20 protein-coding genes are annotated in these 23,295 nt (G+C 68.6%); 11 read left to right on the top strand and 9 right to left on the bottom strand.

What is annotated here, in order from left to right:
- The 4 genes from LRM18_RS13560 to LRM18_RS13545 all read right to left on the bottom strand — a co-directional run.
- On the bottom strand, nt 1-372 hold a 372-nt coding region (locus LRM18_RS13560), incomplete at its 3' end, for a double zinc ribbon domain-containing protein (RefSeq protein ID WP_270954823.1).
- Nucleotides 373-464: 92 nt separating this feature from the next.
- Nucleotides 465-1,805, bottom strand: a complete 1,341-nt coding sequence (locus tag LRM18_RS13555) for a chloride channel protein (protein ID WP_270954822.1) — start codon at nt 1,803-1,805, stop codon at nt 465-467.
- Between the two features lie 123 nt (nt 1,806-1,928).
- On the bottom strand, nt 1,929-2,486 hold the full coding sequence (locus LRM18_RS13550; protein ID WP_197591042.1) for an HAD family hydrolase: 558 nt from the start codon (nt 2,484-2,486) through the stop codon (nt 1,929-1,931).
- A 115-nt stretch (nt 2,487-2,601) separates the two neighbouring features.
- Nucleotides 2,602-3,165 (bottom strand): DUF3658 domain-containing protein, encoded by a 564-nt coding sequence (locus LRM18_RS13545; RefSeq protein ID WP_064239456.1) that lies wholly within the window; start codon nt 3,163-3,165, stop codon nt 2,602-2,604.
- Between the two features lie 162 nt (nt 3,166-3,327).
- Here LRM18_RS13545 and bioB point away from each other — a divergent pair, with 162 nt between their 5' ends.
- The 5 genes from bioB to bioC all read left to right on the top strand — a co-directional run bounded on the left by bioB (nt 3,328) and on the right by bioC (nt 8,166).
- Entirely contained in the window at nt 3,328-4,371 is a 1,044-nt protein-coding gene (bioB, locus tag LRM18_RS13540; RefSeq protein ID WP_270954821.1) for a biotin synthase BioB, read from the top strand.
- Between the two features lie 67 nt (nt 4,372-4,438).
- On the top strand, nt 4,439-5,662 hold the full coding sequence (bioF, locus tag LRM18_RS13535; RefSeq protein WP_049461379.1) for an 8-amino-7-oxononanoate synthase: 1,224 nt from the start codon (nt 4,439-4,441) through the stop codon (nt 5,660-5,662).
- 18 nt (nt 5,663-5,680) lie between these two features.
- The gene (gene bioH / locus LRM18_RS13530) at nt 5,681-6,460 is read left to right on the top strand and encodes a pimeloyl-ACP methyl ester esterase BioH (protein WP_053461639.1); all 780 of its coding nucleotides are present in this window, start codon (nt 5,681-5,683) and stop codon (nt 6,458-6,460) included.
- Between the two features lie 29 nt (nt 6,461-6,489).
- Entirely contained in the window at nt 6,490-7,269 is a 780-nt protein-coding gene (locus LRM18_RS13525) for an SDR family oxidoreductase (protein ID WP_064239458.1), read from the top strand.
- A gap of 12 nt (nt 7,270-7,281) precedes the next feature.
- Nucleotides 7,282-8,166 carry a malonyl-ACP O-methyltransferase BioC gene (gene bioC, locus LRM18_RS13520; protein WP_270954820.1) on the top strand — a complete coding sequence of 295 codons (885 nt, stop codon included), beginning with the start codon at nt 7,282-7,284 and terminating at the stop codon, nt 8,164-8,166.
- A gap of 524 nt (nt 8,167-8,690) precedes the next feature.
- On the opposite strand, the gene LRM18_RS13515 is transcribed toward bioC, so the two are convergent.
- Together LRM18_RS13515 and LRM18_RS13510 are read right to left on the bottom strand one after the other, a co-directional pair.
- Nucleotides 8,691-9,335: a YdcF family protein gene (locus LRM18_RS13515; RefSeq protein WP_057493981.1), complete on the bottom strand. Its 645-nt coding sequence runs from the start codon at nt 9,333-9,335 to the stop codon at nt 8,691-8,693.
- Nucleotides 9,320-10,282 (bottom strand): pyridoxal-phosphate dependent enzyme, encoded by a 963-nt coding sequence (locus LRM18_RS13510; RefSeq protein ID WP_270954819.1) that lies wholly within the window; start codon nt 10,280-10,282, stop codon nt 9,320-9,322. Before LRM18_RS13510 ends, LRM18_RS13515 begins: the two co-directional genes overlap by 16 nt.
- Nucleotides 10,283-10,442: 160 nt before the next feature.
- Here LRM18_RS13510 and LRM18_RS13505 point away from each other — a divergent pair, with 160 nt between their 5' ends.
- Both LRM18_RS13505 and mnmG read left to right on the top strand, forming a co-directional pair.
- On the top strand, nt 10,443-10,934 hold the full coding sequence (locus LRM18_RS13505) for a hypothetical protein (protein ID WP_074725718.1): 492 nt from the start codon (nt 10,443-10,445) through the stop codon (nt 10,932-10,934).
- Between the two features lie 587 nt (nt 10,935-11,521).
- On the top strand, nt 11,522-13,411 hold the full coding sequence (gene mnmG / locus LRM18_RS13500) for a tRNA uridine-5-carboxymethylaminomethyl(34) synthesis enzyme MnmG (RefSeq protein WP_270954818.1): 1,890 nt from the start codon (nt 11,522-11,524) through the stop codon (nt 13,409-13,411).
- A 155-nt stretch (nt 13,412-13,566) separates the two neighbouring features.
- Here mnmG and smeC read toward each other — a convergent pair whose 3' ends face one another.
- Genes smeC through smeA form a run of 3 tightly spaced genes read right to left on the bottom strand, consistent with a single transcriptional unit; the run spans nt 13,567 to nt 19,337 of the window.
- Nucleotides 13,567-14,982 carry a multidrug efflux transporter outer membrane subunit SmeC gene (gene smeC / locus LRM18_RS13495; RefSeq protein WP_049465290.1) on the bottom strand — a complete coding sequence of 472 codons (1,416 nt, stop codon included), beginning with the start codon at nt 14,980-14,982 and terminating at the stop codon, nt 13,567-13,569.
- Nucleotides 14,979-18,128, bottom strand: a complete 3,150-nt coding sequence (smeB, locus tag LRM18_RS13490; RefSeq protein WP_270954817.1) for a multidrug efflux RND transporter permease subunit SmeB — start codon at nt 18,126-18,128, stop codon at nt 14,979-14,981. The genes smeC and smeB overlap by 4 nt, the downstream gene beginning before the upstream one ends.
- A gap of 12 nt (nt 18,129-18,140) precedes the next feature.
- On the bottom strand, nt 18,141-19,337 hold the full coding sequence (smeA, locus tag LRM18_RS13485) for a multidrug efflux RND transporter periplasmic adaptor subunit SmeA (protein ID WP_064239465.1): 1,197 nt from the start codon (nt 19,335-19,337) through the stop codon (nt 18,141-18,143).
- 128 nt (nt 19,338-19,465) lie between these two features.
- Here smeA and baeS point away from each other — a divergent pair, with 128 nt between their 5' ends.
- The 4 genes from baeS to LRM18_RS13465 all read left to right on the top strand — a co-directional run bounded on the left by baeS (nt 19,466) and on the right by LRM18_RS13465 (nt 23,187).
- Complete coding sequence (gene baeS, locus LRM18_RS13480) at nt 19,466-20,857, top strand: sensor histidine kinase efflux regulator BaeS (RefSeq protein ID WP_270954816.1); 1,392 nt, start codon at nt 19,466-19,468, stop codon at nt 20,855-20,857.
- Nucleotides 20,854-21,543 carry a response regulator gene (locus tag LRM18_RS13475; protein ID WP_057493948.1) on the top strand — a complete coding sequence of 230 codons (690 nt, stop codon included), beginning with the start codon at nt 20,854-20,856 and terminating at the stop codon, nt 21,541-21,543. The genes baeS and LRM18_RS13475 overlap by 4 nt, the downstream gene beginning before the upstream one ends.
- A gap of 134 nt (nt 21,544-21,677) precedes the next feature.
- Nucleotides 21,678-22,499: a nucleotidyltransferase domain-containing protein gene (locus LRM18_RS13470; protein WP_270954815.1), complete on the top strand. Its 822-nt coding sequence runs from the start codon at nt 21,678-21,680 to the stop codon at nt 22,497-22,499.
- Between the two features lie 157 nt (nt 22,500-22,656).
- Complete coding sequence (locus LRM18_RS13465; protein ID WP_049465277.1) at nt 22,657-23,187, top strand: gamma carbonic anhydrase family protein; 531 nt, start codon at nt 22,657-22,659, stop codon at nt 23,185-23,187.
- Nucleotides 23,188-23,295: the final 108 nt, after the last annotated feature.

The raw sequence follows: 23,295 nt of genomic DNA, 5'->3' as shown, positions 1-23,295 counted from the left end.
TGGGCATGACCAGGGCGGTGGTGCGCGCTGCATCAACTGCGCCAGCAGGCGACCAGCCGCCAGGTCCTGATGGAACTTGTAGCGCAGCAGCAGCTGGTCCACCGGCGGCAGGTACAGCAGGCTGGCATGCGTGGCCGTCTGCGGCGGTGCTTCCTCGCGGCAGCTGCCGCAGACGATCAGGGCCGCGTCCGGCAACGGCAGCGCACAACGCAGGCAGGCACGACCGCCCCAGGGCAGTTCGGCAAGGCAGGCGCGGCACAGATCGAGATCATCATGGCCCGGATCGCCGCAGACCAGGCAGCGGAGTGGCAGCAGGATGCCCAACAGTGCGCGGGAGACACGGGTTGCCGAATGCAGGAGATCAATACGCATCCCCCATGCTTCATCGCGCCCCCCCGTGCGGCCATCGGCGAAGGACCGATGGCAGTGTCGGGGCTGCCCGCAACAGCGGAGGGTGCTGCCGATCAGGAAGGGCGTTCGCGCTGCACAGGCCCGGTTGATGCAACGGCCGACGCCAGCAACACCTCCGCCAGCCCACGGTAGATCGGCACCCGGCATACCAGCCCGGACACGCCACGCGCGATCAGCACCGTGGCCAGGATCGGCAGCAGCAGATCACCACTATCGGTCAGCTCCAGCGAGATCACTGCCGAGGTCAGCGGTGCCTGGGTGACGCCGGTCAGGTAGGCACACATGCCCAGCAGCACGAACGCACGCGGATCCACGCCCGGCATCAGCACCGCGAGGTTGTGGCCCAGTCCCGCACCGACCGCCAACGCCGGCGAGAACAGGCCGCCGGGAATACCGGCCACGTACGATGCGAGGTTGGCCAGCAGCTTCATCAACCCGAACTCGTGGCCGACCATCGCCTGCCCCTGCACCAGGCTGCGCGCCTGCTCGTAGCCGGTACCGAACGCGCCGTCGCCGAAGGTCAACGCCAGCGCCACCACCACCAGGCCGCAGCCTGCCGCCAGCAGCACCGGATGCCGCTGCCGCAGCTGGCCCAGCCAACGCGGGCGGCCCGCCGCACTGGCCAGCACCGCGCGCGCGAAAAGGCCGCCCAGCAACCCGGCCACCACGCCGCACAGCAGGATCGCCAGCCAGCCCTGTCCCAGCGGCAACCGCGCGCTCACATGGCCAAAGTAGGTGTAGTTGCCGAGCAGGCCCAGCGACACCACGCCGCCGACGATCACCGCGGTCAGCAGGGTGCCGGAGAACCGATGCTCGAAACGGCCGCTGAGCTCCTCGATGGCGAAGACGATGCCGGCCAGCGGCGTGTTGAACGCCGCGGCAATGCCCGCTGCACCCCCGGCCAGCAGGAAGTGCGAGAGCTCGCGTGGATCCTTGAAGCCGAACCAGCGGCCGAACAGGTACATCAGGCTGGCACCCACATGCACGGTCGGGCCCTCGCGGCCAACGGACGCGCCACCGAGCAGCGACAACGAGGTCAGCAGCAGCTTGCCGGCTGAGACCGCAGGCGAAAGATTGGTCTTCCGGAAGGGCTCATCGGGCTTGTCCAACGCAGCGATGACCTGCGGAATGCCGCTGCCCCGCGTGGGTTTCAGCACGCCGGAAGTGAGCCAGGCCAGCAGCGCGAAGATGCCCGGCGTTAACAGCAGGGCCCACCATGGCGAGTGCGCGGTGATGCGCTGGAACAGATGGAAGGCCGCGTCGCTGGCCTTGGCGAACAGGATGGCCACCAGCGCTACGGCCACAGCGCCGCCCCAGAGCGCGGCACGACGGCGCCAGGCTTCGCTGAGAACCAGCGCGGTGATGCGGCCGCGGAGGCGATGGAGATCGGTCATGGGGCACAGTCTGCGCGCCAGCGCTTGCGTTGGGCAGCGGCTATTGTGGCTGCAGGCCTTGCAGGATGCGGTGAAACGCGCAAGTGCGGGTGCTCGCCGATAGCACCTGCCGTGTGCAGATACCTACGCGTGCAGACGCTCACGCCACCGGCGCTTCTCCACCGCACGCACGTTGGGCTGCTGCCGCAGCCACTCCAGATATCGCTGCAGATGGGCCAGCTCGTCATCAGCCGGATCACCGGTGAACTCACGCACCTCGACCAGATTTCCGTAGTTTCTGGCGTACTTGCCGGGCGTGTCATCGATACCGATCATCTGCTCCAAACGGAAGCCGTGGCGCTTCAGCTTGCCCAGCCGCTTCTGCGAGGTGTAACCGCCGGTTTCCCAATCACGGGCCATGCTGCACCGCGGCGCGGACCACAGGAACGCCAGCGGACGCCCCGGCATCAGCCGGTCCACCAGCGGTTCGGCGTACAGTTGCCCGGACGACGTCCACACACCCACCGTGAAATGGGCAAACGCATAGTCGAGGAATGCCTGCAGATGGGGCCGCAGGTAGACGTGGTAGCCGACGAGGCGGAAATCCGCGGGTCGCTCCAGTTCACGCTCGCTGGCATGCACCAGCGTCTCATCCAGATCGAGTATCAGCAGCTTTCCGCCCTGCATCGTGTCCGGTTCCATGCGCATCCTTCTTTCATTGCCTTAGCTGCCTCCATCTTCTGGATGGACTTCAGCATGTGTCCTTCCAGCAGGTAGATGTAAGCACAGTTCCAACGAGGTCTTGGTTGGCGCAAGCCTACTGCCGGATGCGCACTTCGCAGCAGCCCATCCGCGTGAGGTCGCCCTGCGCCTGCAACACGCCCCGTTCCACCAGCATGCGTACACGCTGTGCATAGAACACATCGGGAATTCCTGATCGGCACTTCGGTTGCAGCGACATGACCATGCCCACAATGTAGGCGATCTTTCGGAACTGCCCGTCGCAGAGGGAGAACAGCTGCTCATCGATCGAGGCGATGTCCTCGTTGGTCAGCGCGGCGATGTTCTGCCGCGCCTGGTCAGTGAGATGGGCATCGTTGTCGGAGCGCTCGTCCGTATCACGCAGGCAGCCATTGATGGCCAACAGGCGAACCAGAACATAGTGGCCGAAAGCCTCGAGCTCCTCTTTCGGCAATGTCGCCGGATCAAGCTGCCCTGCCGGGTAATCCTTGAAGGTCACGAAGACGTGGTTCTTCCAATGCCCTGGCGTGTCGGACTGGCGCAGATCATCCAGCACCACGCGCAGGCCGCCGTCGGGCAGTTCGGCAAGACTGCACAGGACGGCATCACGACGGGGCGGGTAGGTCTGATAGCTGTCCAAGCGAAACTCGCGAATCCGTATGCAGCAGCAAACGTACACCGCAGAGTGTCGTTTTAGCACCCTCTTTACACCGTAAACTACGAGATAGGAAATTTGGTTGACAGGCCGAGGGCGCCCCACCCACACTGCCGCCCTCGCTCCACTCGTACCCAAGGTCCCGCCATGGCTGCTGCCATCCGCCACGACTGGCAACACGACGAACTGCAGGCGCTGTTCGATCTGCCGTTCCCCGAGCTGCTGTTCCGCGCCGCCGCGGTCCATCGCGAGCACTTCGACCCGTCGCAGGTGCAGGTGTCCACCCTGCTGTCGGTGAAGACCGGAGGCTGCCCGGAAGACTGCGCGTACTGCCCGCAGGCACAGCGCTACAGCACCGGGGTGAACGCGCAGAAGCTGATGGACACCGACGCGGTGCTGGCCAAGGCACGCCAGGCCAAGGCCGCTGGCGCATCGCGCTTCTGCATGGGTGCCGCGTGGCGATCGCCGAAGGACCGCGACATCCCGAAGGTGGCGGCGATGATCGCCGGGGTGAAGGCACTGGGCCTGGAGACCTGCGCCACGCTGGGCATGCTCAGTGGCGAACAGGCGCGCGCGTTGAAGGACGCCGGCCTGGACTACTACAACCACAACCTCGACACCGCGCCGGATTACTACGATTCGATCATCCACACGCGCCAGTACCAGGACCGCCTGGACACGCTGGCGCACGTGCGCGATGCCGGCCTGAAGACCTGCTGCGGCGGCATCGTCGGCATGGGCGAGACGCGCGCGCAGCGCGTCGGCCTGCTGCTGGCACTGGCCACGCTGCCGGCGCATCCCGATTCGGTGCCGATCAACAAGCTGGTGCAGGTGGCGGGCACGCCGCTGCATGGCAGTGCCGAACTGGACCCGTTCGAGTTCGTGCGCATGATCGCGGTGGCGCGCATCGCCATGCCGCGCTCGATGGTGCGGCTGTCGGCCGGTCGCGAGGCGATGAGCGACGAACTGCAGGCGCTGTGCTTCGTGGCCGGTGCCAACTCGATCTTCTACGGCGACAAGCTGCTGACCACCGGCAACCCGGAGAGCGAACGCGACCTGGCCCTGTTTGCGCGGCTGGGGCTGCAACCGATGGCGGTGCAGGTGGATGCCGAGGGCCACGACCACGGTGGCACCGTGCACGCCGATATCAGCGCCGAAGCGCCCGCCTGTGGCTGCGCTCACGCGGCCTGAGACGGGCCGCAAGCAGGCGTCGCGGCAACGCGCTACCCTAGCCGCCCCGTCGCTGCATTCAGCCGCCATGGCCCGCCCCGACCTGACCGCCCGCCTCCACGCCCAGCGCGCCCTGCGCGATGCCCAAGGCCGTCGCCGCACGCGGCGCACGGTCAGCCGCCGTGATGGCGTCCGCCTGGAGGTGGACGGCCAGTGGCTGACCGGCTTCTGCAGCAATGATTACCTGGGCCTGGCCCAGCAGTTCAGCGTGGTCAATGCGTTGCAGGATGCAGCGGCGCGCGAAGGCGCCGGTGCCGGCGCCTCGCACCTGGTCTGCGGCCACCACGCCCTGCATGACGCGCTGGAACGCGAAATGGCCGAGTGGCTGGGCTATCCGCGTGCACTGCTGTTCGGCAGTGGCTTCGCCGCCAACCTGGCCGTGCAGCAGGCGCTGCTGAGCGAAGAGAACGACGTCTGCGTGCAGGACAAGCTCAACCACGCCAGCCTGCTCGATGCGACGCGGCTGGCCGGGGCACGCCTGCGCCGCTATCCGCACCTTGATGCCGAAGGCGCGATGCGCCAGCTCAAGCATGCGCCTGACGGTGCGGCGATGCTGGCCACCGACGGTGTCTTCAGCATGGACGGCGACATCGCACCGCTGCGCGCATTGTCGCTGGTGGCGCGCCTGCAGCAGGCGCTGTTCTATGTGGACGATGCGCACGGCGTGGGCGTGGTCGGTGACGGCCGCGGTGCCGTGGCCGCCGCCGGACTGGGCGTGGACGATGTGCCGCTGCAGCTGGTCACGCTGGGCAAGGCACTGGGCGGTTCCGGCGCGCTGGTGCTGGGCCGCGACGACCTGGTCGAACACCTGGCCGAAACCGCACGCCCGTACATCTACACCACTGCGATGCCACCGCCGCTGGCCGCGGCTGCACTGGAAGCGGTGCGCCTGGCGCGCCGTGACAACTGGCGCCGTTCCAAACTGACCGACCTGATCGCGCTGTTCCGCGGCGAAGCGCGCCGCCACGGACTGGACCTGATGGCCTCGGAAACGCCGATCCAGCCGCTGCTGTGTGGTGACGATCATCGCGCCATGGCGATGTCCAGGGCACTGGAACAGGCCGGTTGGCTGGTCGGCGCGATCCGCCCGCCCACCGTGCCCGAAGGCAAGGCACGCCTGCGCGTCACCCTGTCCGCGCTGCACACCCCCGAGCAGGTGCGTGGCCTGGTGGAGGCCATCGCCAGCGCGCGCGACCGCGTGGACCTGGCGATGCGCGACGCCGCGCCGCCGCCATTGCCTGTCTTTGCCTGAGCCTGCTGTCGTTTTCCCATGCATATCGATGTCACCGGCCAGGGGCCGGACCTGGTACTGATCCATGGCTGGGCCCTGCAGGGCGGTGTGTTCGCGCCGCTGGTGCAACGCCTGGCCGACCGGTTCACCCTGCATTGCGTTGATCTGCCGGGCCATGGCCACAGCCGCGAAGACACCACGCCGTTGCGCCTGCCGTTCGTGGTCAACGCCATTGCCGCAGCCACGCCGCCGGCGGTGTGGTGCGGCTGGTCGCTGGGCGGCCTGTTCGCGCTGCACGCCGCCGCGACACTGCCGAAGGTGCGTGGGCTGGCGATGATCGCGGCCACGCCACGCTTCGTGCGTGGCGATGACTGGCCGCATGCGGTGGAGCCGGCGGTGTTCGAGCAGTTCGGGCGCGAGCTGGCCACCGACTTCGGTGGCACCCTGGAACGCTTCCTGGCGCTGGACGTGATGGGCTCGGCGCACGCCCGCGAGGAGCTGCGCACGCTGCGCCAGCGCCTGGTCGAGCGTGGCGCGCCCAGCGAACGCGCCCTGCTGGAAGGCCTGCGCCTGCTGGAGAGCAGCGACCTGCGCGGGGCACTTCCGACGCTGGGCAAACCCAGCCTGTGGATCGCCGGCCAGCGTGACCGGCTGGTGTCGCCGGCGGCGATGCAGGCCGCCGCGGCACTGGCCCCGGGTGCGCAGGCGCTGACCATCGCCCATGGCGGCCATGCGCCGTTCCTCGGCCATGCCGACGAGGTAGCCAGCGCCCTGCAACACTTCGTTGCCGGCCTGTCACCGGTCGATGGCGGACAATGAGTCCCCTCCGAATTCCGCAGGATTGACGCATGAATCTGGGTATCAACGGCCGCTGGGCACTGGTCTGCGGCGCAAGCAAGGGGTTGGGCCTGGGCTGCGCGCGGGCGCTGGTGCGCGAGGGCGTCAACGTGGTGATCGTGGCTCGTGGTGAGGCAGCGCTGCAGGCCGCAGCCGAAGGGCTGCGCGCCCTGCCCGGCGCGGCGGAGATCCGCGCGGTCGCCGCCGACGTCACCACCGAGGCCGGCCGTGCCGCGGCGCTGGCCGCATGCCCTCAGGTGGACATCCTGGTCACCAACGCCGGCGGCCCACCGCCCGGCGACTTCCGCAGCTTCGAGCGCGATGACTGGATCGCCGCACTGGACGCCAACATGCTGGCACCGATCGCGCTGATCCGCGCCACCGTCGACGCGATGATCGCGCGCGGCTTCGGCCGTATCGTCAACATCACCTCGTCGGCAGTGAAAGCGCCGATCGACATCCTGGCGTTGTCCAACGGCGCGCGCAGCGGCCTGACCGGCTTCGTCGCCGGTCTGTCGCGCCGTACCGTCGCGCACAACGTCACGATCAACAACCTGCTGCCCGGCCAGTTCGACACCGACCGCCTGCGCGCCAACTTCGCCCACAGTGCGGGCAAGGACGGCAATGCTGCGGAAGTGGCCGAACGCCGCCGCCAGCAGATCCCCGCCGGCCGCTTCGGCACGGCGGACGAATTCGGCGCCGCCTGCGCCTTCCTGTGCAGTGCGCAGGCCGGTTACCTCACCGGGCAGAACCTGCTGATCGACGGCGGCGCCTACCCCGGTACGTTCTAAGAGACTCTCGCAATGCCGTCCCATTTCGATGCCCGCCATGTCCGCCGCGCGTTCGCCCGCGCTGCCAACAGCTACGACGCCGCCGCCGCTCTGCAGCGCGAGGTGCAGGCTCGGCTGGTGGAATCGCTGGACTACCTGGAGGCGCGCAAGCCCGAGGTCGTGCTGGACATTGGTGCGGGCACCGGCCACGCCAGCGCGCTGATGAAGAAGCGCTGGCCGAAGGCGCAGGTCATCGCGCTGGACGTGGCGCTACCGATGCTGGACCAGGCCAAGCGCCAGGCTGGCTGGTGGAAGCCGTTCCAGCGCCTGTGCGGCGACGCCGCCGCGCTGCCGCTGGCCGACAACAGCGTGGACGTGATCTTCAGCAACCTGTGCCTGCAGTGGGTGGACGACCTGCCAGCGGTGTTCGCCGGATTCCGTCGCGTGCTCAAGCCCGGGGGCCTGCTGTTGTGCTCCACCTTCGGCCCGGACACGCTGGTGGAACTCAACGAGGCCTTCGCGACCGCCGATGACCGTCCGCACGTGAGCCGCTTCGCGCAGATCGCCCAGTTCGGCGATGCGCTGATGATGGCCGGCTTCCGCGACCCGGTGCTGGATCGCGACCTGTTCACCCTGACCTACGACGACCTGCCCTCATTGATGCGCGAGCTGCGCGCGATGGGCGCGACCAATGCGCGGGTGGACCGCCGCCACACGCTGACCGGACGTGGCCGTTTCGCCGCTGCGGCAGCAGCGTACGAACCGATGCGGCGCGCCGACGGCAAGCTGCCCAGCAGCTGGGAAGTGATCTACGCCCACGCCTGGGCACCTGACCCGGGCGCGCCGATCCGCGAAGGCGGGCATGACGTCGCCTCGGTGCCGGTGTCGGCGATTCCGATCCGGCGCAAGCAGACCTGATCGCCCGGTCGTGCCGGCCGCTGGCCGGCACCTCATGATTCCCTGGTTGGCCTCTGCCGGCCAGCGGCCGGCACTACCCCGTGCCACGCCGTACGCAGGGTTGGCACGCACCAAACCCGCGCCGTGTCGGCGGCTGATCGCCCGGTCGTGCCGGCCGCTGGCCGGCAACCTCACGATTCCCTGGTGGACCTCTGCCCCCCAGCGGCCGGCACGACCGCACGCCACGCCGTACGCAGGGTTGGCACCCACCAGATCCACGCCGTGTCGGCGGCTGATCGCCCGGTAGTGCCGGCCGCTGGTCGGCAACCTCATGATTCCCCGGTGGACCTCTGCCGGCCAGCGGCCGGCACTACCACATGCCACGCCGTACGCAGGGTTGGCACCCACCAGACCCGCGCCGTGTCGGCGGCTGATCGCCCGGTAGTGCCGGCCGCTGGCCGGCAACCTCATGATTCCCTGGTGGGCCTCTGCCGGCCAGCGGCCGGCACTACCGCATGACAACCGCCCAGAACAGGCTTCCGCGCTCAGGTATTGGCCGGCGAGCTCAGCGGCGGGCGCACCAGGTCGCGGTGGAAGAAATAGATTTCCTGCACCAGGAAGCGCCAGCTGGTGTGGAAGCTGCGGAAGCGCGTGCTGGGCGTGGACGAGGCCAGCGCATCAATGCCCAGCGCCCTGCTCAACCGCAACGCGCGCGCCATGTGCAGCGGATCGCTGACGATGATCACCCGGTGCAGGTCGCGCTGGTCCATCAGTCGTTTGGCTTCCACCAGGTTCTGCACGGTATTGCGCGAGGCAGTCTCGATCAGGATCGCGTCATCCGGCACGCCATGCTTGAGCGCGTAGCGCCGCGCCACCTGCGACTCGGAAAAGCGCGCGCCGGTGCCACCATAGCCGCCGGTGAAGATCAGCAGCGGCGCGTAGCGGGCTTCGTACAGGTCCAGGCCGTGGCGGATGCGCTCCTCGAATACCGGTGACGGCTTGGCGTCATAGGCCGCCGCACCCAGCACGATGATGGCGTCGGCCTTGGCCGCCTGGTCGCGCTCGCCGACCCAGACGATCCAGGCGGTCACGCCCAGCAGCCAGATCACCAGCACCACGAACAGCCGCCACAGCCAACCCAGCAGGCCGGTGCGGGGGCGGTGCCGGTCGCGGCTCATGCCGCCCCCCAGCGCAGTGCGGGCAGGTCGACGTTGCCGCCGGACAGCACCAGGCCCACGCGCAGGCCCGCGAACCGCTGTGGTTGTGCCAGCACGGCGGCCAGCACGGTGGCCGAGGACGGCTCGACCACCTGCTTGAGCACGTCCCACAGCAGGCGCATCGCGGCCATCGTCGCCGCGTCATCGACCACGATCACCTCGGCGTTGGCGTTGCGCAGCAGTTCGAAGTTGGGCGCGCCGACCAGGGTACGCAGGCCGTCGCAGATCGTGTCCGGGGTGAACGCGCCCTGGCGCTCGCCTGCAGCCAGCGAGCGCGCGGTGTCGTCGGCACCGGCCGGTTCGGCCAGCACCAGCCGGGTCTGGGGACTGGCCAGCTGCAGGGCCAGCGCGGTACCGCTGGCCAGGCCGCCCCCTCCGACCGGGACTACCAGCACGTCGAACAGACCGTCGCTGTGCAGCAGCTCCAGGGCCGCGGTGCCCTGCCCGGCCATCACCGCCGGGTCGGTGTACGGGTGGACCAGTGACGCGCCGGTATCGGCCTGCACTCTGGCGCAGGTGGCCTCACGGTCGGCGATGGTCGGCGGGCAGCGCCAGAGCGTGGCGCCATGGCGGGCAATGTTGGCCAGCTTGGCCGCGACCGCGCCTTCGGGCACCACCACGTGGCACGGAATGCCGCGGGTGCGCGCCGCCAGCGCCAGCGCGGCGCCGTGGTTGCCGGACGAATGGGTAACGACGCCGGCACTGGCGCGATCGGCATCCAGCGACCACACCGCGTTGCAGGCGCCGCGGAACTTGAATGCGCCGCCGCGCTGCAGGTGCTCGGCCTTGAAGGCCAGCTGCGCGCCGGCCAGCGCATCGAGCGTGCGCGAGCGCAGCACCGGGGTCACGCTGGCGTGCGGCGCGATCCGCGCAGCGGCAGCCAGGACATCGTCGGCACGGGGCAACAGAGAATCGCTCATGACGCAAGATTAACGTATGCCCCCGCGCTGGCGACCCCGGCACAGGTCATGCCAGCATGAGGGCCTTCGCCTCCATTCATCCTGGCCAGTGAAGTTAAGGGCAGATTCAATGCCTGCGCACGAAGCTGGCAGCACAACCCGTCCTCTGGGGGGACCCACCATGAAAACGCGCCTGATGCTTGCCGGCGGCCTGCTGCTGGCCCTGACCGGCTGCACCACCTACGACTATGTCGGCGGTGGCCGCAGCGGCGGCTACTACCACGGTGCGCCGTCGGTGGAGTACCGCTACCCGGCCGGTTATCCCTACAACTACGGCTACCCCTACTACGGCGGTTATGGCGGCTACTACGGCGGCTATGGCAACCCGTACTACTCGCGCCCGATCTACCGCCCGCCGCACAACCACCGTCCGCCACCGCGCCCACCCGGCAACGGTGGCGAGAACCGTCCGCCGCCGCCGCCGCGGCCCTCGAACAACGGTGGTTCGCCGTGGCGGAACATGGACTCGATGCGTCGCCCGCCGCAGTCGAACATCCAGCCGTCGGCGCCGCCACCGCCGGCCCGTCCGGCCCCGGCGCCGAGCGCGCCGAGGATGAACGGTTCCCCGTGGCGCAACATGGATCGTGGGACGCAGCGCACAGTTGAGCGCTGAACCGTCTTGCATTTCACCCGGTCCAGGTTGCACTCTACGGAACCGGTGACGGCCCGCGTCACAAAGTGACAAAAACGACACGGGCCGCCGCGAAAAGCTCTACGTCGATATCCGACAGGAACATCTGGATCCCCCCTGTTCCGGCCCTGTCGGATGTCGGCACCTCTGAAGACAGACGGCCCCGCTCTGCGGGGCCGTTTGTTTCTGGGGCACGTTGTTCTGGTGCCGCCGCCACGGCATCCACGCATGGCGTGGATCCACCCAAGGCCCGTCATCAGTAGATCCACGCCATGCGTGGATGGAGCTCCCCCGATAGCCTCCAGAAAAAACAGGGCCGGACAGTCCCCCGACTGCCGGCCCCCTGCTTCCCCACCGTGCGCCTGTACCGGCCCCTGTTCCAATTCCGGTCACGGGCGCCTGCGGCGCCAGCCACGGTGGGTGCTATTGGGTTATCTGCAAAAATCCTGCCAACTTTAGCGCTGATTTCGGCGCCGGCCGGCCGACGCCCACGTCCGGGCCCCGAATGGCGCTAAAATCGCCACCCCTGCGCCGGCCCCGGCCGCGCCCGCCCCAGCTGAACAGCCCCCATGAACCCGTCCTTCCATCGTTACGACGTCATCGTCATCGGCGGTGGCCACGCCGGCACCGAAGCCGCACTGGCCGCGGCCCGTACCGGCGTGCGCACCCTGCTGCTGACCCACAACATCGAAACGGTGGGCGCGATGAGCTGCAACCCGGCCATCGGCGGTATCGGCAAGGGCCACCTGGTCAAGGAAATCGACGCCCTGGGTGGTGCGATGGCGCATGCCGCCGACCGTGCCGGCATCCAGTGGCGCACCCTCAACGCCTCCAAGGGCCCGGCCGTGCGCGCCACCCGCTGCCAGGCCGACCGCAACCTGTACCGCATGGCGATCCGCGCCATCGTTGAAGGCCAGGCCAACCTGACCGTGTTCCAGGCTGCCGTCGATGACCTGGTCATCGAAGGCGACGCCGTGCGCGGGGTCATCACCCAGACCGGCCTGCGCTTCGATGCCGAGGCCGTGGTGCTGACCGCTGGCACCTTCCTGGCCGGCAAGATCCACGTCGGCCCGACCCAGTACGCCGCAGGCCGCATGGGCGACCCGCCGGCCACTACGCTGGCGGCGCGCCTGCGCGAGCGTCCGTTCCAGGTCGACCGCCTGAAGACCGGCACGCCGCCGCGCATCGACGGCCGTTCGCTGGACTACAGCGTGATGGACGAGCAGCCCGGCGATTCGCCGCGTCCCGTGATGTCCTTCCTCGGCTCGGTGGACAAGCATCCGCAGCAGGTCAGCTGCTGGATCACCCACACCACCGAACAGACCCACCAGATCATCCGCGACGCGCTGCACCGCTCGCCGCTGTACAGCGGCCAGATCGAAGGCATCGGTCCGCGCTACTGCCCGTCCATCGAGGACAAGGTGGTGCGCTTCGCCGAGAAGGCCAGCCACCAGATCTTCGTCGAACCCGAAGGCCTGGGCATCGTCGAGATCTACCCCAACGGCATCTCCACCTCGCTGCCGTTCGACGTGCAGCTGGAGATGGTGCGCAGCATCCGCGGCTTCGAGAACGCGCATATCACCCGCCCGGGCTACGCGATCGAGTACGACTTCTTCGATCCGCGCGGGCTGAAGGCCTCGCTGGAAACCAAGCTGGTCAACGGCCTGTTCTTCGCCGGCCAGATCAACGGCACCACCGGCTACGAAGAGGCCGCTGCGCAGGGCCTGCTGGCCGGTCTCAACGCTGCGCGCCAGGTGCGCGGGCTGGACGGCTGGTGCCCGCGCCGCGACGAGGCGTACCTGGGCGTGCTGGTGGATGACCTGATCACCCACGGCACCAACGAGCCGTACCGCATGTTCACCAGCCGCGCCGAGTACCGCCTGCAGCTGCGCGAGGATAATGCCGACCAGCGCCTGACCCCGGCCGGCCGCGAAATGGGCCTGGTGGATGATCACCGCTGGAGCGCGTTCGAGACCAAGCAGGCCGCCGTCGCCGCCGAGCGCGCGCGCCTGGGCGCGCTGTGGGCGACCCCGGCCAATGCACTGGGCCGCGAGGTACAGGACACGCTGGGCGTGGCGGTCAGCCGCGAAACCAACGTGCTGGACCTGATCAAGCGCCCCGAACTGGATTACACGCAGCTGATGCAGGTGCCGTCACTGGGCCCGGCGGTGGCCGACGCCAAGGTGGCCGAGCAGGTGGAGATCGGCGTGAAGTACGCCGGCTACCTGGACCGCCAGCGCGAGGAGATCGAGCGCCAGCAGCGGCATGAAGCCACGCCGATCGCCGAAGGCTTCGACTACGCCACGGTGCGAGGGCTGTCGGCCGAAGCGCTGCAGAAACTGGAGCGCGTGCGCCCGCAGACCATCGGCCAGGCGCAGCGCATCCCGGGCATGACCCCGGCGGCGATCTCGCTGTTGCTGGTGCATCTGGAGCGTGCCCGCCGCGGCCGCGTGGCGTAAGCGGTCGCACCTGCTTCTGGTGGGTGCCGACCAAGGTCGGCACCTACCAAGGCCTCCCGCCCCGGTAGATCCACGCCATGCGTGGATGAAGGCCTTTATGCCGACCCAGGTCGGTACCCACCGGAGCGGAAGACACACCCACATTGGCGGGCGCGTTACCGTGCGTCCGCACCGCCGCCCAGCACCTTGAACAGCGTCACCCGGTTTGCCGCTTCCTGCTGCTGCAGCGCGATCAGGTCCTGCTGCGCGGCAAACAGGCTGCGCTGCGCATCCAATGCCTGCAGATAGCCGTCCAGCCCGGTGCGGTAGCGCGCCTCGGCCAGCGTGTAGCTGCGCTGGCTGGCGGCGACCAGTGCCCGTTGTGCCTCCATCTGCGTGCCCAGGTGATCGCGCGTGGCCAGGGCATCGGCCACTTCAGTGAAGGCCTGCTGGATCGCCTTCTGGTACTGCGCGATGCCGATGTCCCTGCCGATCTTCGAGGCATCCAACGATGCCTTCAGCGCGCCGGCGTGGAAGATCGGTGCGGTGATGCTGGGCGCGAACGACCAGCCGCGGGTACCGGCCGAGAACAGCGTCGACAACGCGGTGGAACTGTGGCCGTAATTGGCGGTCAGCGTCAGCGTCGGGAAGAACGCGGCGCGCGCGGCGCCGATATCGGCGTTGGCCGCCTGCAACGCGTGCTCGGCCGACAGCACGTCCGGGCGCTGCAGCAGCACGCTTGAGGGCAGGTTGGCAGGCAGCGGTGCCAGCGCCACGCTGCCGTCCAGTGCCTGCGCGCCGGGCAGCAGTGCCGCCTCCAGCGGCGCGCCCACCAGCAACTGCAGCGCATCACGATCCTGCGCCTGCTGGGCCTGCAGCCTGGCCAGCGCGCCGCGCGCGGCGTCCACGCTGGTCTGCACCTGCGACAGGTCCAGGCCGGAGGCCAGGCCCTGGGCATGGCGGGCTTCGGTGCGCTGCAGGGTCTGCTGCTGGCTGTCCAGGGTCTGCCGGGTGAACGCCAGCGACTGTTCGTCTGCCGCCAGCGCCAGCCAGGCCGTGGCCACTTCAGCCACCAGGCTGGTGCGCGCGGCACGCTGGTTCTCGGCGCTCGCCAGCCAGTTCTGCAGGGCCTCGTCCTTCAGGCTGCGGATGCGCCCGAACAGGTCCAGCTCCCAACTGCTGATCCCCACCTGCACGGCATCGGATTCGGTCACCTGGGTAGCGCCGGTTTCGCTGTTGGCATCACTCACCCGCGCACGGGTGACGCTGCCGCTGGCGTCCACCGACGGCAGCAGCGCCGCGCGCTGGATGCGGTACTGCGCGCGTTCCTTCTCCACCTGCAGCACCGCTACGCGCAGGTCGCGGTTGTTCTGCAGCGCCAGTGCGATGACCTGCTGCAGGCGCGGTTCCAGGAACACGTCGCGCCAGGCCGGCATCGCCAGTACCGGTTCGGCCGCGCCGGTAGCGGCATTGCCGAACTGCGCCGGCACCGGTGCCTCGGGACGCTGGTAGTGCGGGGCCATGCTCACGCAGCCGCCCAGCACGGTGGTCATCGTTGCGGCCGCCAGGGCGCGCAGCAGCATCGGCTTCATGGGCTTGCCTCCGGGGCAGTGGCGTCGGCCGGCGCGCGGCCCGGGAACAGGCGGCGCACCAGCAGGTAGAACAACGGCACGAAGAACATGCCCAGCACCATCGAGGCGACCGTACCGCCGGCCACGCCCGTGCCCAGCGAACGGCGCGCGGCCGAACCGGCGCCGGTGGCGAACACCAGCGGCAACACGCCCATCAGGAACGCCAGCGAGGTCATCACGATCGGCCGCAGCCGCAGGTAGACCGCCTGCAGGATTGCGTCGCGCGTGTTTCTGCCCTGCTGTTCGAGGATGCGCGCGAACTCGACGATCAGGATGCCGTTCTTCGCTGCCAGGCCAATCGTGGTCAGCAGGCCGACCTGGAAGTACACGTCGTTGTTGAGGCCACGCAGGTTCATCATCAGCACGGCGCCGAACACGCCCACCGGCACCGCCAGCATCACCGCGAACGGCACCGCCCAGCTTTCATACAGCGCGGCCAGGCACAGGAACACGAACAGCAGCGAGATGGCGTACAGCATCGGCGCCTGGTTGCCCGACAGCTGTTCCTGGTAGGCCATGTCCGACCAGGCATGGCTGAAGCCTTCCGGCAGCGTGTCGGCCAGGCGCGCGATCTCGGCCATCGCCTCGCCGGAACTGACGCCCGGTGCCGGCTGGCCGGTGATCTCCATCGCCGAGACGCCGTTGTAGCGTTGCAATGCGGCCGGGGCACTGGTCCAGTGCGCGCTGACCAGCGACGACAGCGGCACCATCTGCCCAGCCTGGTTGCGCACGCTCCAGCGCTCGATGTCCTGCGGCTGCATGCGGGCTTCGGCCGTGCCCTGGATGAACACCTTCTTGATGCGGCCCTTGTAGATGAAGTTGTTGACGAAGTCGCCACCCAGCGCTGCGTTCAAGGTGTCGTTGATGTCCTGCGGATTCACGCCCATCGCCTGCGCCTTGGCGTCGTCCACCTTCACCGCATACACCGGCGCGTCTTCCAGGCTGGCGTAGCGCACGTTGACCAGCTTCGGGTCGCTGGCGGCCTTCTTCAGCAGTGTGTTGCGCGCGGCCACGGCGGCGGCATGGCCGGCACCGCCTTCGTCCTGCAGTTCCAGGGTGAAACCGCCAGCATCGCCCAGGCCGAGGATCGCCGGTGGCGAGGTGATGAACACCTGCGCATCGGGCACACTGGCCATGGCCCGGGTGAGTCGTGCGGCGATGGTATCGGCGTCATCCTTGCGGTCGTCCCAGTCCTTCAGGCGGATGAACGCCTGGCCCACGTTCTGGCCACTGCCGGTCACACTGAAACCGGCGGTGGCCTGGATCGACAGCACGCTGTCGTCCTTCACTGCCGCCGCACTGAGGCGGTCCATCACGGCACGGGTCTGCTCCAGCGTGGACCCGGCCGGCAGCTTCACCAGCGCGTTGAGCATGCCCTGGTCTTCATCGGGCAGGAAGGCGCCCGGCAGGTGCCACAGCAGCAGGCCGGTGGCCACGCTCAGCACCAGGTAGAACAGGACGCCCAGCGTGCGCCGGCCGAGGAAGCGGTCGACGCGATGGCGCAGGCCGTTGGAGGTGCGCTCGAAGCGATGGTTGAACCAGATGAAGAACTTGCCCAGCAGGCTGGGCTCGCCAGCGGGGTCGCCATGCGGATGGCCGCCCTTGGGAATCGGGTGCAGGATGCTGCCGCACAGCGCCGGGGTGATGGTCATCGCCACCAGCACCGACAGGATCATCGCGGCGGCGATCGTCACCGAGAACTGGCGATAGATCACGCCGGTGACACCGCTGAAGAACGCCATCGGCAGGAACACCGCGGTCAGCACCAGCACGATGCCGACCAGCGCGCCGGTGATCTGGCCCATCGCCTTCAGCGTGGCCGGCTTCGGTGCCAGCCCTTCGAAGGTCATCACCCGCTCCACGTTCTCCACCACCACGATGGCGTCGTCCACCAGCAGGCCGATGGCCAGCACCAGCGCGAACATGGTCAGGGTATTGATCGAATAGCCGAAGGCGGCCAGCACGCCGAAGGTGCCCAGCAGCACCACCGGCACTGCGATGGTCGGGATCAGCGTGGCCCGCCAGTTCTGCAGGAACAGGTACATCACCAGCACGACCAACGCGATCGCCTCGATCAGGGTGATCACCACTTCCTTCAGCGAGATGGTCACGAACGGCGTGGTGGTGAACGCCACGTGGTAGGTGTAGCCGTGCGGCCAGTACTTCTGCAGCTGCTGCAGCCGTGCCTCGACGGCCTTGGAGACGGCGATGGCGTTGGCACCGGCATTGAGCTCGATGCCCAGCGAGGCCGACGGCTTGCCGTTGAACGTGCTGATGCTGTCGTAGCTCTCAGGGCCCAGCCCGATCGTCGCCACGTCGCCCAGGTGCACCACGCTGCCATTGGCATCGGCCTTGAGCACTACCTGCGCGAACTGCTCGGGGGTGTGCAGGCGGCTGCGTGCGGTGACCGTGGCGTCCAGCTGCTGGCCCTTCAGTGCCGGCTGGCCACCCAGCTCACCGGCCGATACGTCGGTGTTCTGCGCCTGCAGTGCAGTCTCGATGTCCGACGGCATCAGTGCGTACTGCCGCATCTTTTCCGGGTCCAGCCAGATGCGCATGGCGTATTCCTGGCCGATCGGCTGGATGTTGCCGACGCCGCTGACGCGGCTGATCTGGTCATCGATGCGCGCCTCCATGAAGTTGGCGACATCGAAGTTGTCCATGCTGCCGTCTTCGCTGGTGAACGACAGCACCTCGAAGATCGAGCCACTGGACTTGGTGATGGTCAGGCCGTTCTGCTGCACCGCCTGCGGCAGCGTGGCCATCGCGGCCTGCAGCTGGTTCTGCACCTGCACCTGCGCGGTGTCCGGGTTGGTGCCGGTGGCGAAGACCAGGTTGACCTGCGCCGAGCCATCGGAAGCACTGGTCGAGGTCATGTACATCAGGTGGTCCAGGCTCTGCTGGGACTGCTCGATGACCTGGGTGACCGCGTTTTCCACGGTCTGCGACGAGGCGCCGGTGTAGGTGGCGCGGATGGTGATGGTGGGCGGGGCGATCTGCGGGTAGCGGTCCACCGGCAGGATCAGGATCGCGAGCAGGCCGAGCAGGCTGACCGCGATGGCGATCACCCAGGCGAAGATCGGCCGGTCGATGAAGAAACGAACCATGCGCGGCAGGCCTCAGTGCGACTTTTCGTCGGTGTTGCCGTTCGGGTCGACCGCCGGCATCGCCGCCAGCTGCGCCGTGGTGGCGGCCACCGGCTTCACCTGCTGGCCCAGCGATACCGCACTGCCGTTGCTGACGATCACCCGCTCGCCGGCCTTCAGGCCCTGGGTGATCTGCCACTGGTTGCCCACCACCTGGCCGGTGCTGACCCGGCGCTCGACCACGTGGTCCCTGGCATCGAGCAGGCGCAGCAGCGGCTCGCCGCGCTCATTGCGCAGCACCGCCTTCTGCGGCACCAGCAAAGCGCGCGCATCGGTGGCCATCGGCAGCACCGCCTTCAGGTACATGCCCGGCAGCAGCAGGCCCTCCGGGTTCGGAATGACCGCGCGCAGCACCACGTTGCCGGTGCCCGGATCGACCGCGCTGCCGACGAACTCCAGCGTGCCTTCATGGGCATAGCTGCTGCCGTCCTCCAGCAGCACCTTCACCTGGGCCTTGCCGTCGATGGCCTTCACCAGGCCGGCATCCAGCTGCTTGCGCAGCGCCAGCATCTGCGTGCTGGACTGGGTCACGTCCAGATAGACCGGGTCCAACCGTTGAATGGTCGCCAGCGCGGCATCCTGGCCGGCGGCAACCAGCGCGCCGGCGGTGACGCTGGAGGTACCGATGCGGCCGTCGATCGGTGCGGTCACCCGGGTGTAGTCGAGGTTGATGCGGGCGGCCTGCAGTGCAGCGCGCGCAGCAATCACGTTGGCCTGTGCCTGCTTCAGCGCCGAGGTGGCATCGTCGGCATCCTGCTTGCTGGCCGCATCCATGCCCAGCAGCGCGCGGGTGCGCTCGGCCTTGGGCTGCGCCGACAGCACGCTGGCCTCGGCCTGCGCCAGTTGGCCACGGGCGGTATCGAACGCAGCCTGGTACGGCGCCGGATCGATCTGGTACAGCAGCTGGCCGGCCTTGACCTGCTGGCCTTCGGTGAACAGCCGCTGGCGGACCAGTCCGCCGACCTGCGGCCGCACCTCGGACACCTCGAACGGCACCGCACGGCCGGGCAGGGTCTGCTGCAGTGACAGCGGCTGCGCGCGGGCGGTGATGACGCCCACTTCGGGAGCAGCCGGAGGTTCGGTCCGGCCCGCCGAGCAGGCCGCCAGGGCCAGCAGCAGGGGCAACATCAGCGGACGGGGGGAACGGGACAGCGGGCGCAGGAATGACATGGGGGGGCGTGGGGCCTTGCGTTGACCCGTGCACGCTGCCGTGAAAGTGTGCAGAGAATATGGAGATTGCGCGACCGGCTCAGCGGGCGCTTGCTTTCGGCGCCGCATGCGCCGCTAATGGCCCGGCGATGGCGAAGATACGACTCAAATTCGGCCTGACCGCGAAGACCTTCCTCGCGATCTTCACCGCCTGCCTGCTGGTGCTGGCAGTGAACGGTATTGCCAGCCGCGTGGCATTCCAGACCGGCTTCCTGGACTACCTCAACGACCAGGGCGATCTGCGCATGCAGCGCGTGATGCCACACCTGCAGCGCGAGTACCGCACGCACGGCGGCTGGGAGCATCTGCGCGGTGACAGTGACCGCTGGGCGCGGCTGCTGCGCCCGGATCTGGCCCATGGGCACGAGGGGCCCGTGCCGCCGCTGTCCGACCAGACCGGCGTTCCCTCCCGCCTGGGCCTGTTCGATGCACAGCATCGGTTCGTGGCCGGCAACCCGGACGCGACCAGCGACGACGAGCCGCACGCCGTGCAGGTCGATGGGCACACGGTCGGCTGGCTGGGCATGGTGCCGTTCCAGACCGTGATCGCCACCAATGACCTGAATTTCTACAACACCCAGATGCGTGCCTGGTGGGTGATCGGCATCGCGCTGCTGCTGGTGACGGTGCTGCTGGCCTGGCTGGTATCGCGCGCGCTCCGGCAACGCCTGGCCAAGCTGGCCGCAGCCACCCATCGGCTCGCTGCCGGCGACTACGCCACCCGCATCGAGCGCACCAGCGATGACGAGCTGGACGCCCTGGTCAACGACTTCAACCGGATGGCGCAGGCGCTGGATGATACCGAACGCAACCGCCGCGCCTTCATCGCCGATATCTCGCACGAACTGCGCACGCCGCTGGCGGTGGTGCGTGCCGAACTGGAGGCCATCGAGGACGGCATCCGCCCGCTGGACCGCGCCAACCTCGGTGCCCTGCAGGGCGAGATCCGCCAGCTGGGCAAGCTGATCGACGACCTGCACGACCTGTCGATGACCCAGTCCGGCGGCCTGGCCTACCGCTTTGCCCCCCTGGACGTGGCGGCGCTGCTGCGCAGCGAGCTCAATGGCATGCGCGTGCGCTTCTCCACGACGGGGCTGGCGCTGGAGGAGGATCTGCCGGCCGCGCCGCTGCAGGTCTCCGGCGACGAGCGGCGGCTGCAGCAGGTGCTGGCCAACCTGCTGGAAAACGCGCTGCGCTATACCCATGCCGGCGGCTGCGTGCGCGTGCAGGCTGCGCGCGTTCCCGCCGGCGTGCAGCTGATCGTGGAAGACACCGCGCCGGGCGTACCGGCCGACAAGTGCGCGCTGCTGTTCGAGCGCTTCTACCGCGTGGAGAGTTCGCGCAACCGCGCCAGCGGCGGCAGCGGGCTGGGCCTGGCCATCAGCCACAACATCGTCCTCGCCCACCACGGCCATATCCACGCCGAGCCCTCGCCGCTGGGCGGGCTGCGCGTGGTCGTCACCCTGCCGGAGTCCGCATGAGCCTGTCCCCCGCCGCGTCCGCGAAGATCCTGATCGTCGAGGATGAGCCACGCCTGGCCTCGGTGCTGCGCGACTACCTGGCGGCCGCCGGCATGACCAGCGAATGGGTGGACGATGGCGGCCAGGTGATCGACGCATTCGCGCGTTACCAACCCGATCTGGTGCTGCTGGACCTGATGCTGCCGCAGCGTGATGGCGTGGACCTGTGCCGCGAACTGCGCGCCAGCAGCGATGTGCCGGTGATCATGGTCACTGCGCGGGTGGAAGAGATCGACCGCCTGCTGGGCCTGGACATCGGCGCCGACGATTACATCTGCAAGCCCTTCAGCCCGCGCGAAGTGGTGGCGCGGGTGGTGGCGGTGCTGCGCCGCTACCGTCCGGACCCGGCTGCACGCGCCAACAGCGGGCTGCACATCGACGAACCGGCGGCGCGCGCCACCTGGAACGGCAGGGGCCTGGATCTGACGCCGGTGGAGTACCGCCTGCTGCGCACCCTGTTGGCCACGCCAGGCCGGATCTGGGCGCGCGATGAGCTGCTCGACCGCCTGTACCTGGACCATCGCGTGGTGGTCGACCGTACCGTCGACAGCCATGTACGCAACCTGCGCCGCAAGCTGGCCGACGCTGGCATGGAAGGCGAACCGATCCGCTCGGTGTACGGGATGGGTTACAGCTACGAACCCTAGCCGGTAGTGCCGGCCGCTGGCCGGCAACCGCAGAATTCCAGGTGCGCCCATGAGGTTGCCGGCCAGCGGCCGGCACTACCGGTGCGCAACTGCGTTACAGTCGAGCACGCTCGATATCAACGGATCACGACTGCATGGACGACATCCACCCGATCGCGCCGGACAAGCGCGCCGCCATTCTTTCCAGCCTCGCCGACATCGAACAGCGCCACGACGTGCGCGTTCTGCTGGCGTGCGAGTCCGGCAGCCGTGGCTGGGGCTTCTCGTCGCCGGACAGCGACTACGATGCACGCTTCATCTACGTGCATCGCCAGCCGTGGTATCTCACCGTCAACGAGAGCACCGGCCCCGGCGATGGGCAACGGGACGTGATCGAGCTGCCGATCGACGATGCGCTCGATGTCAGCGGCTGGGATCTGCGCAAGGCGCTGCGACTGGTTTCAAAGTCCAACCCGACGCTGATCGAGTGGCTGCGTTCGCCGATCGTGTACCGGCAGGACGACGCCGCCGTGGTGCAGCTGTGGGAGGCAGCAAAGGCCTTCTATTCGCCGCTGGGCACGTGGTGGCACTACTTCAACATGGCGCGCTCGAATCATCGCGGTTACCTGCGCGGTGATACGGTGCGCACCAAGAAGTACCTGTATGTGCTGCGCCCGCTGCTGGCCTGCCAGTGGATCGAGCACGAGCAGACGCCACCGCCGATGGCCTTCGAGGATCTGCTGGACCGGCGGCTGCCGGAGGGCCCGGTGCGTGAAGCGATCGATGCCCTGCTGGTGGTCAAGCGCGCCAGCGCTGAGGTCGCCGCGGGACCGCGCATTGCAGCGATCAGCGACTTCATCGAGGGCGAGCTGGCTGTCCGCGCAGCACGGGCCCCATCGTTGCCCGCCGGACAGGGCGACAGCGCCTGGCTGGACGCACTGTTCCGGCAGATGCTGGCCGAGCACGCGCCTGCATAGGCGACCGCGCCTGCGTCTGGTAGTGCCGGCCGCTGGCCGGCAACCTCATGGGCGCACCTGGATTTCTGCGGTTGCCGGCCAGCGGCCGGCACTACCACGCGGTGTGCGGACCACGCAGGTATCATCGGTGCGAACGCCCTGATTTCCGGAGAAACCGATGAACCCGCTGCGCCCCTTCCGCGACAAGATGCCCGTCCTCGGCGAGCGCGTGTACATCGATCCGGCCTGCACCGTCATCGGCGACGTGGAACTGGCCGAGGACGTGTCGGTGTGGCCGGGCACGATCATCCGCGGCGACGTCAATTACGTGCGCATCGGTGCACGCACCAACGTGCAGGACGGCACCATCATCCACGTCAGCCACCACAGTCCCTACAACAAGGCCGGCTACCCCACCCTGATCGGCGAAGGCGTGACCGTCGGCCATGGCTGCATCATCCATGCCTGCAGCATCGGTGATTACAGCCTGATCGGCATGGGCGCCTGCATCCTCGACGGCGCCCGGGTCGAGCGCCATGGCTTCGTCGGCGCCGGTGCGGTGGTCGGCCCGGGCAAGGTGGTCGGCGAAGGCGAGCTGTGGGTGGGCAACCCGGCACGCCCGGCGCGCACGCTGAGCGACAAGGAGATCGAGTCGCTGCACTACTCGGCCGACCACTACGTGCGGCTGAAGGACGAATACCTGGGCTGAGCGGCCAACGCCGCCATGCGGCTCTGCTAAAGTCTGGGCCCGACCAGGACCTGTCGAGACCCCCATGCCTGTGGCTGCCTGCCGGAGAGGACTCCGGCGCCCACAACG

The organism is Stenotrophomonas sp. PI_27 (assembly GCF_027854495.1).
In the GTDB taxonomy this organism is placed as follows: domain Bacteria; phylum Pseudomonadota; class Gammaproteobacteria; order Xanthomonadales; family Xanthomonadaceae; genus Stenotrophomonas; species Stenotrophomonas pavanii.
The sequence above is the reverse complement of the archived record's forward strand: the minus strand, read 5'-3'. Positions and strand labels throughout refer to the sequence as shown.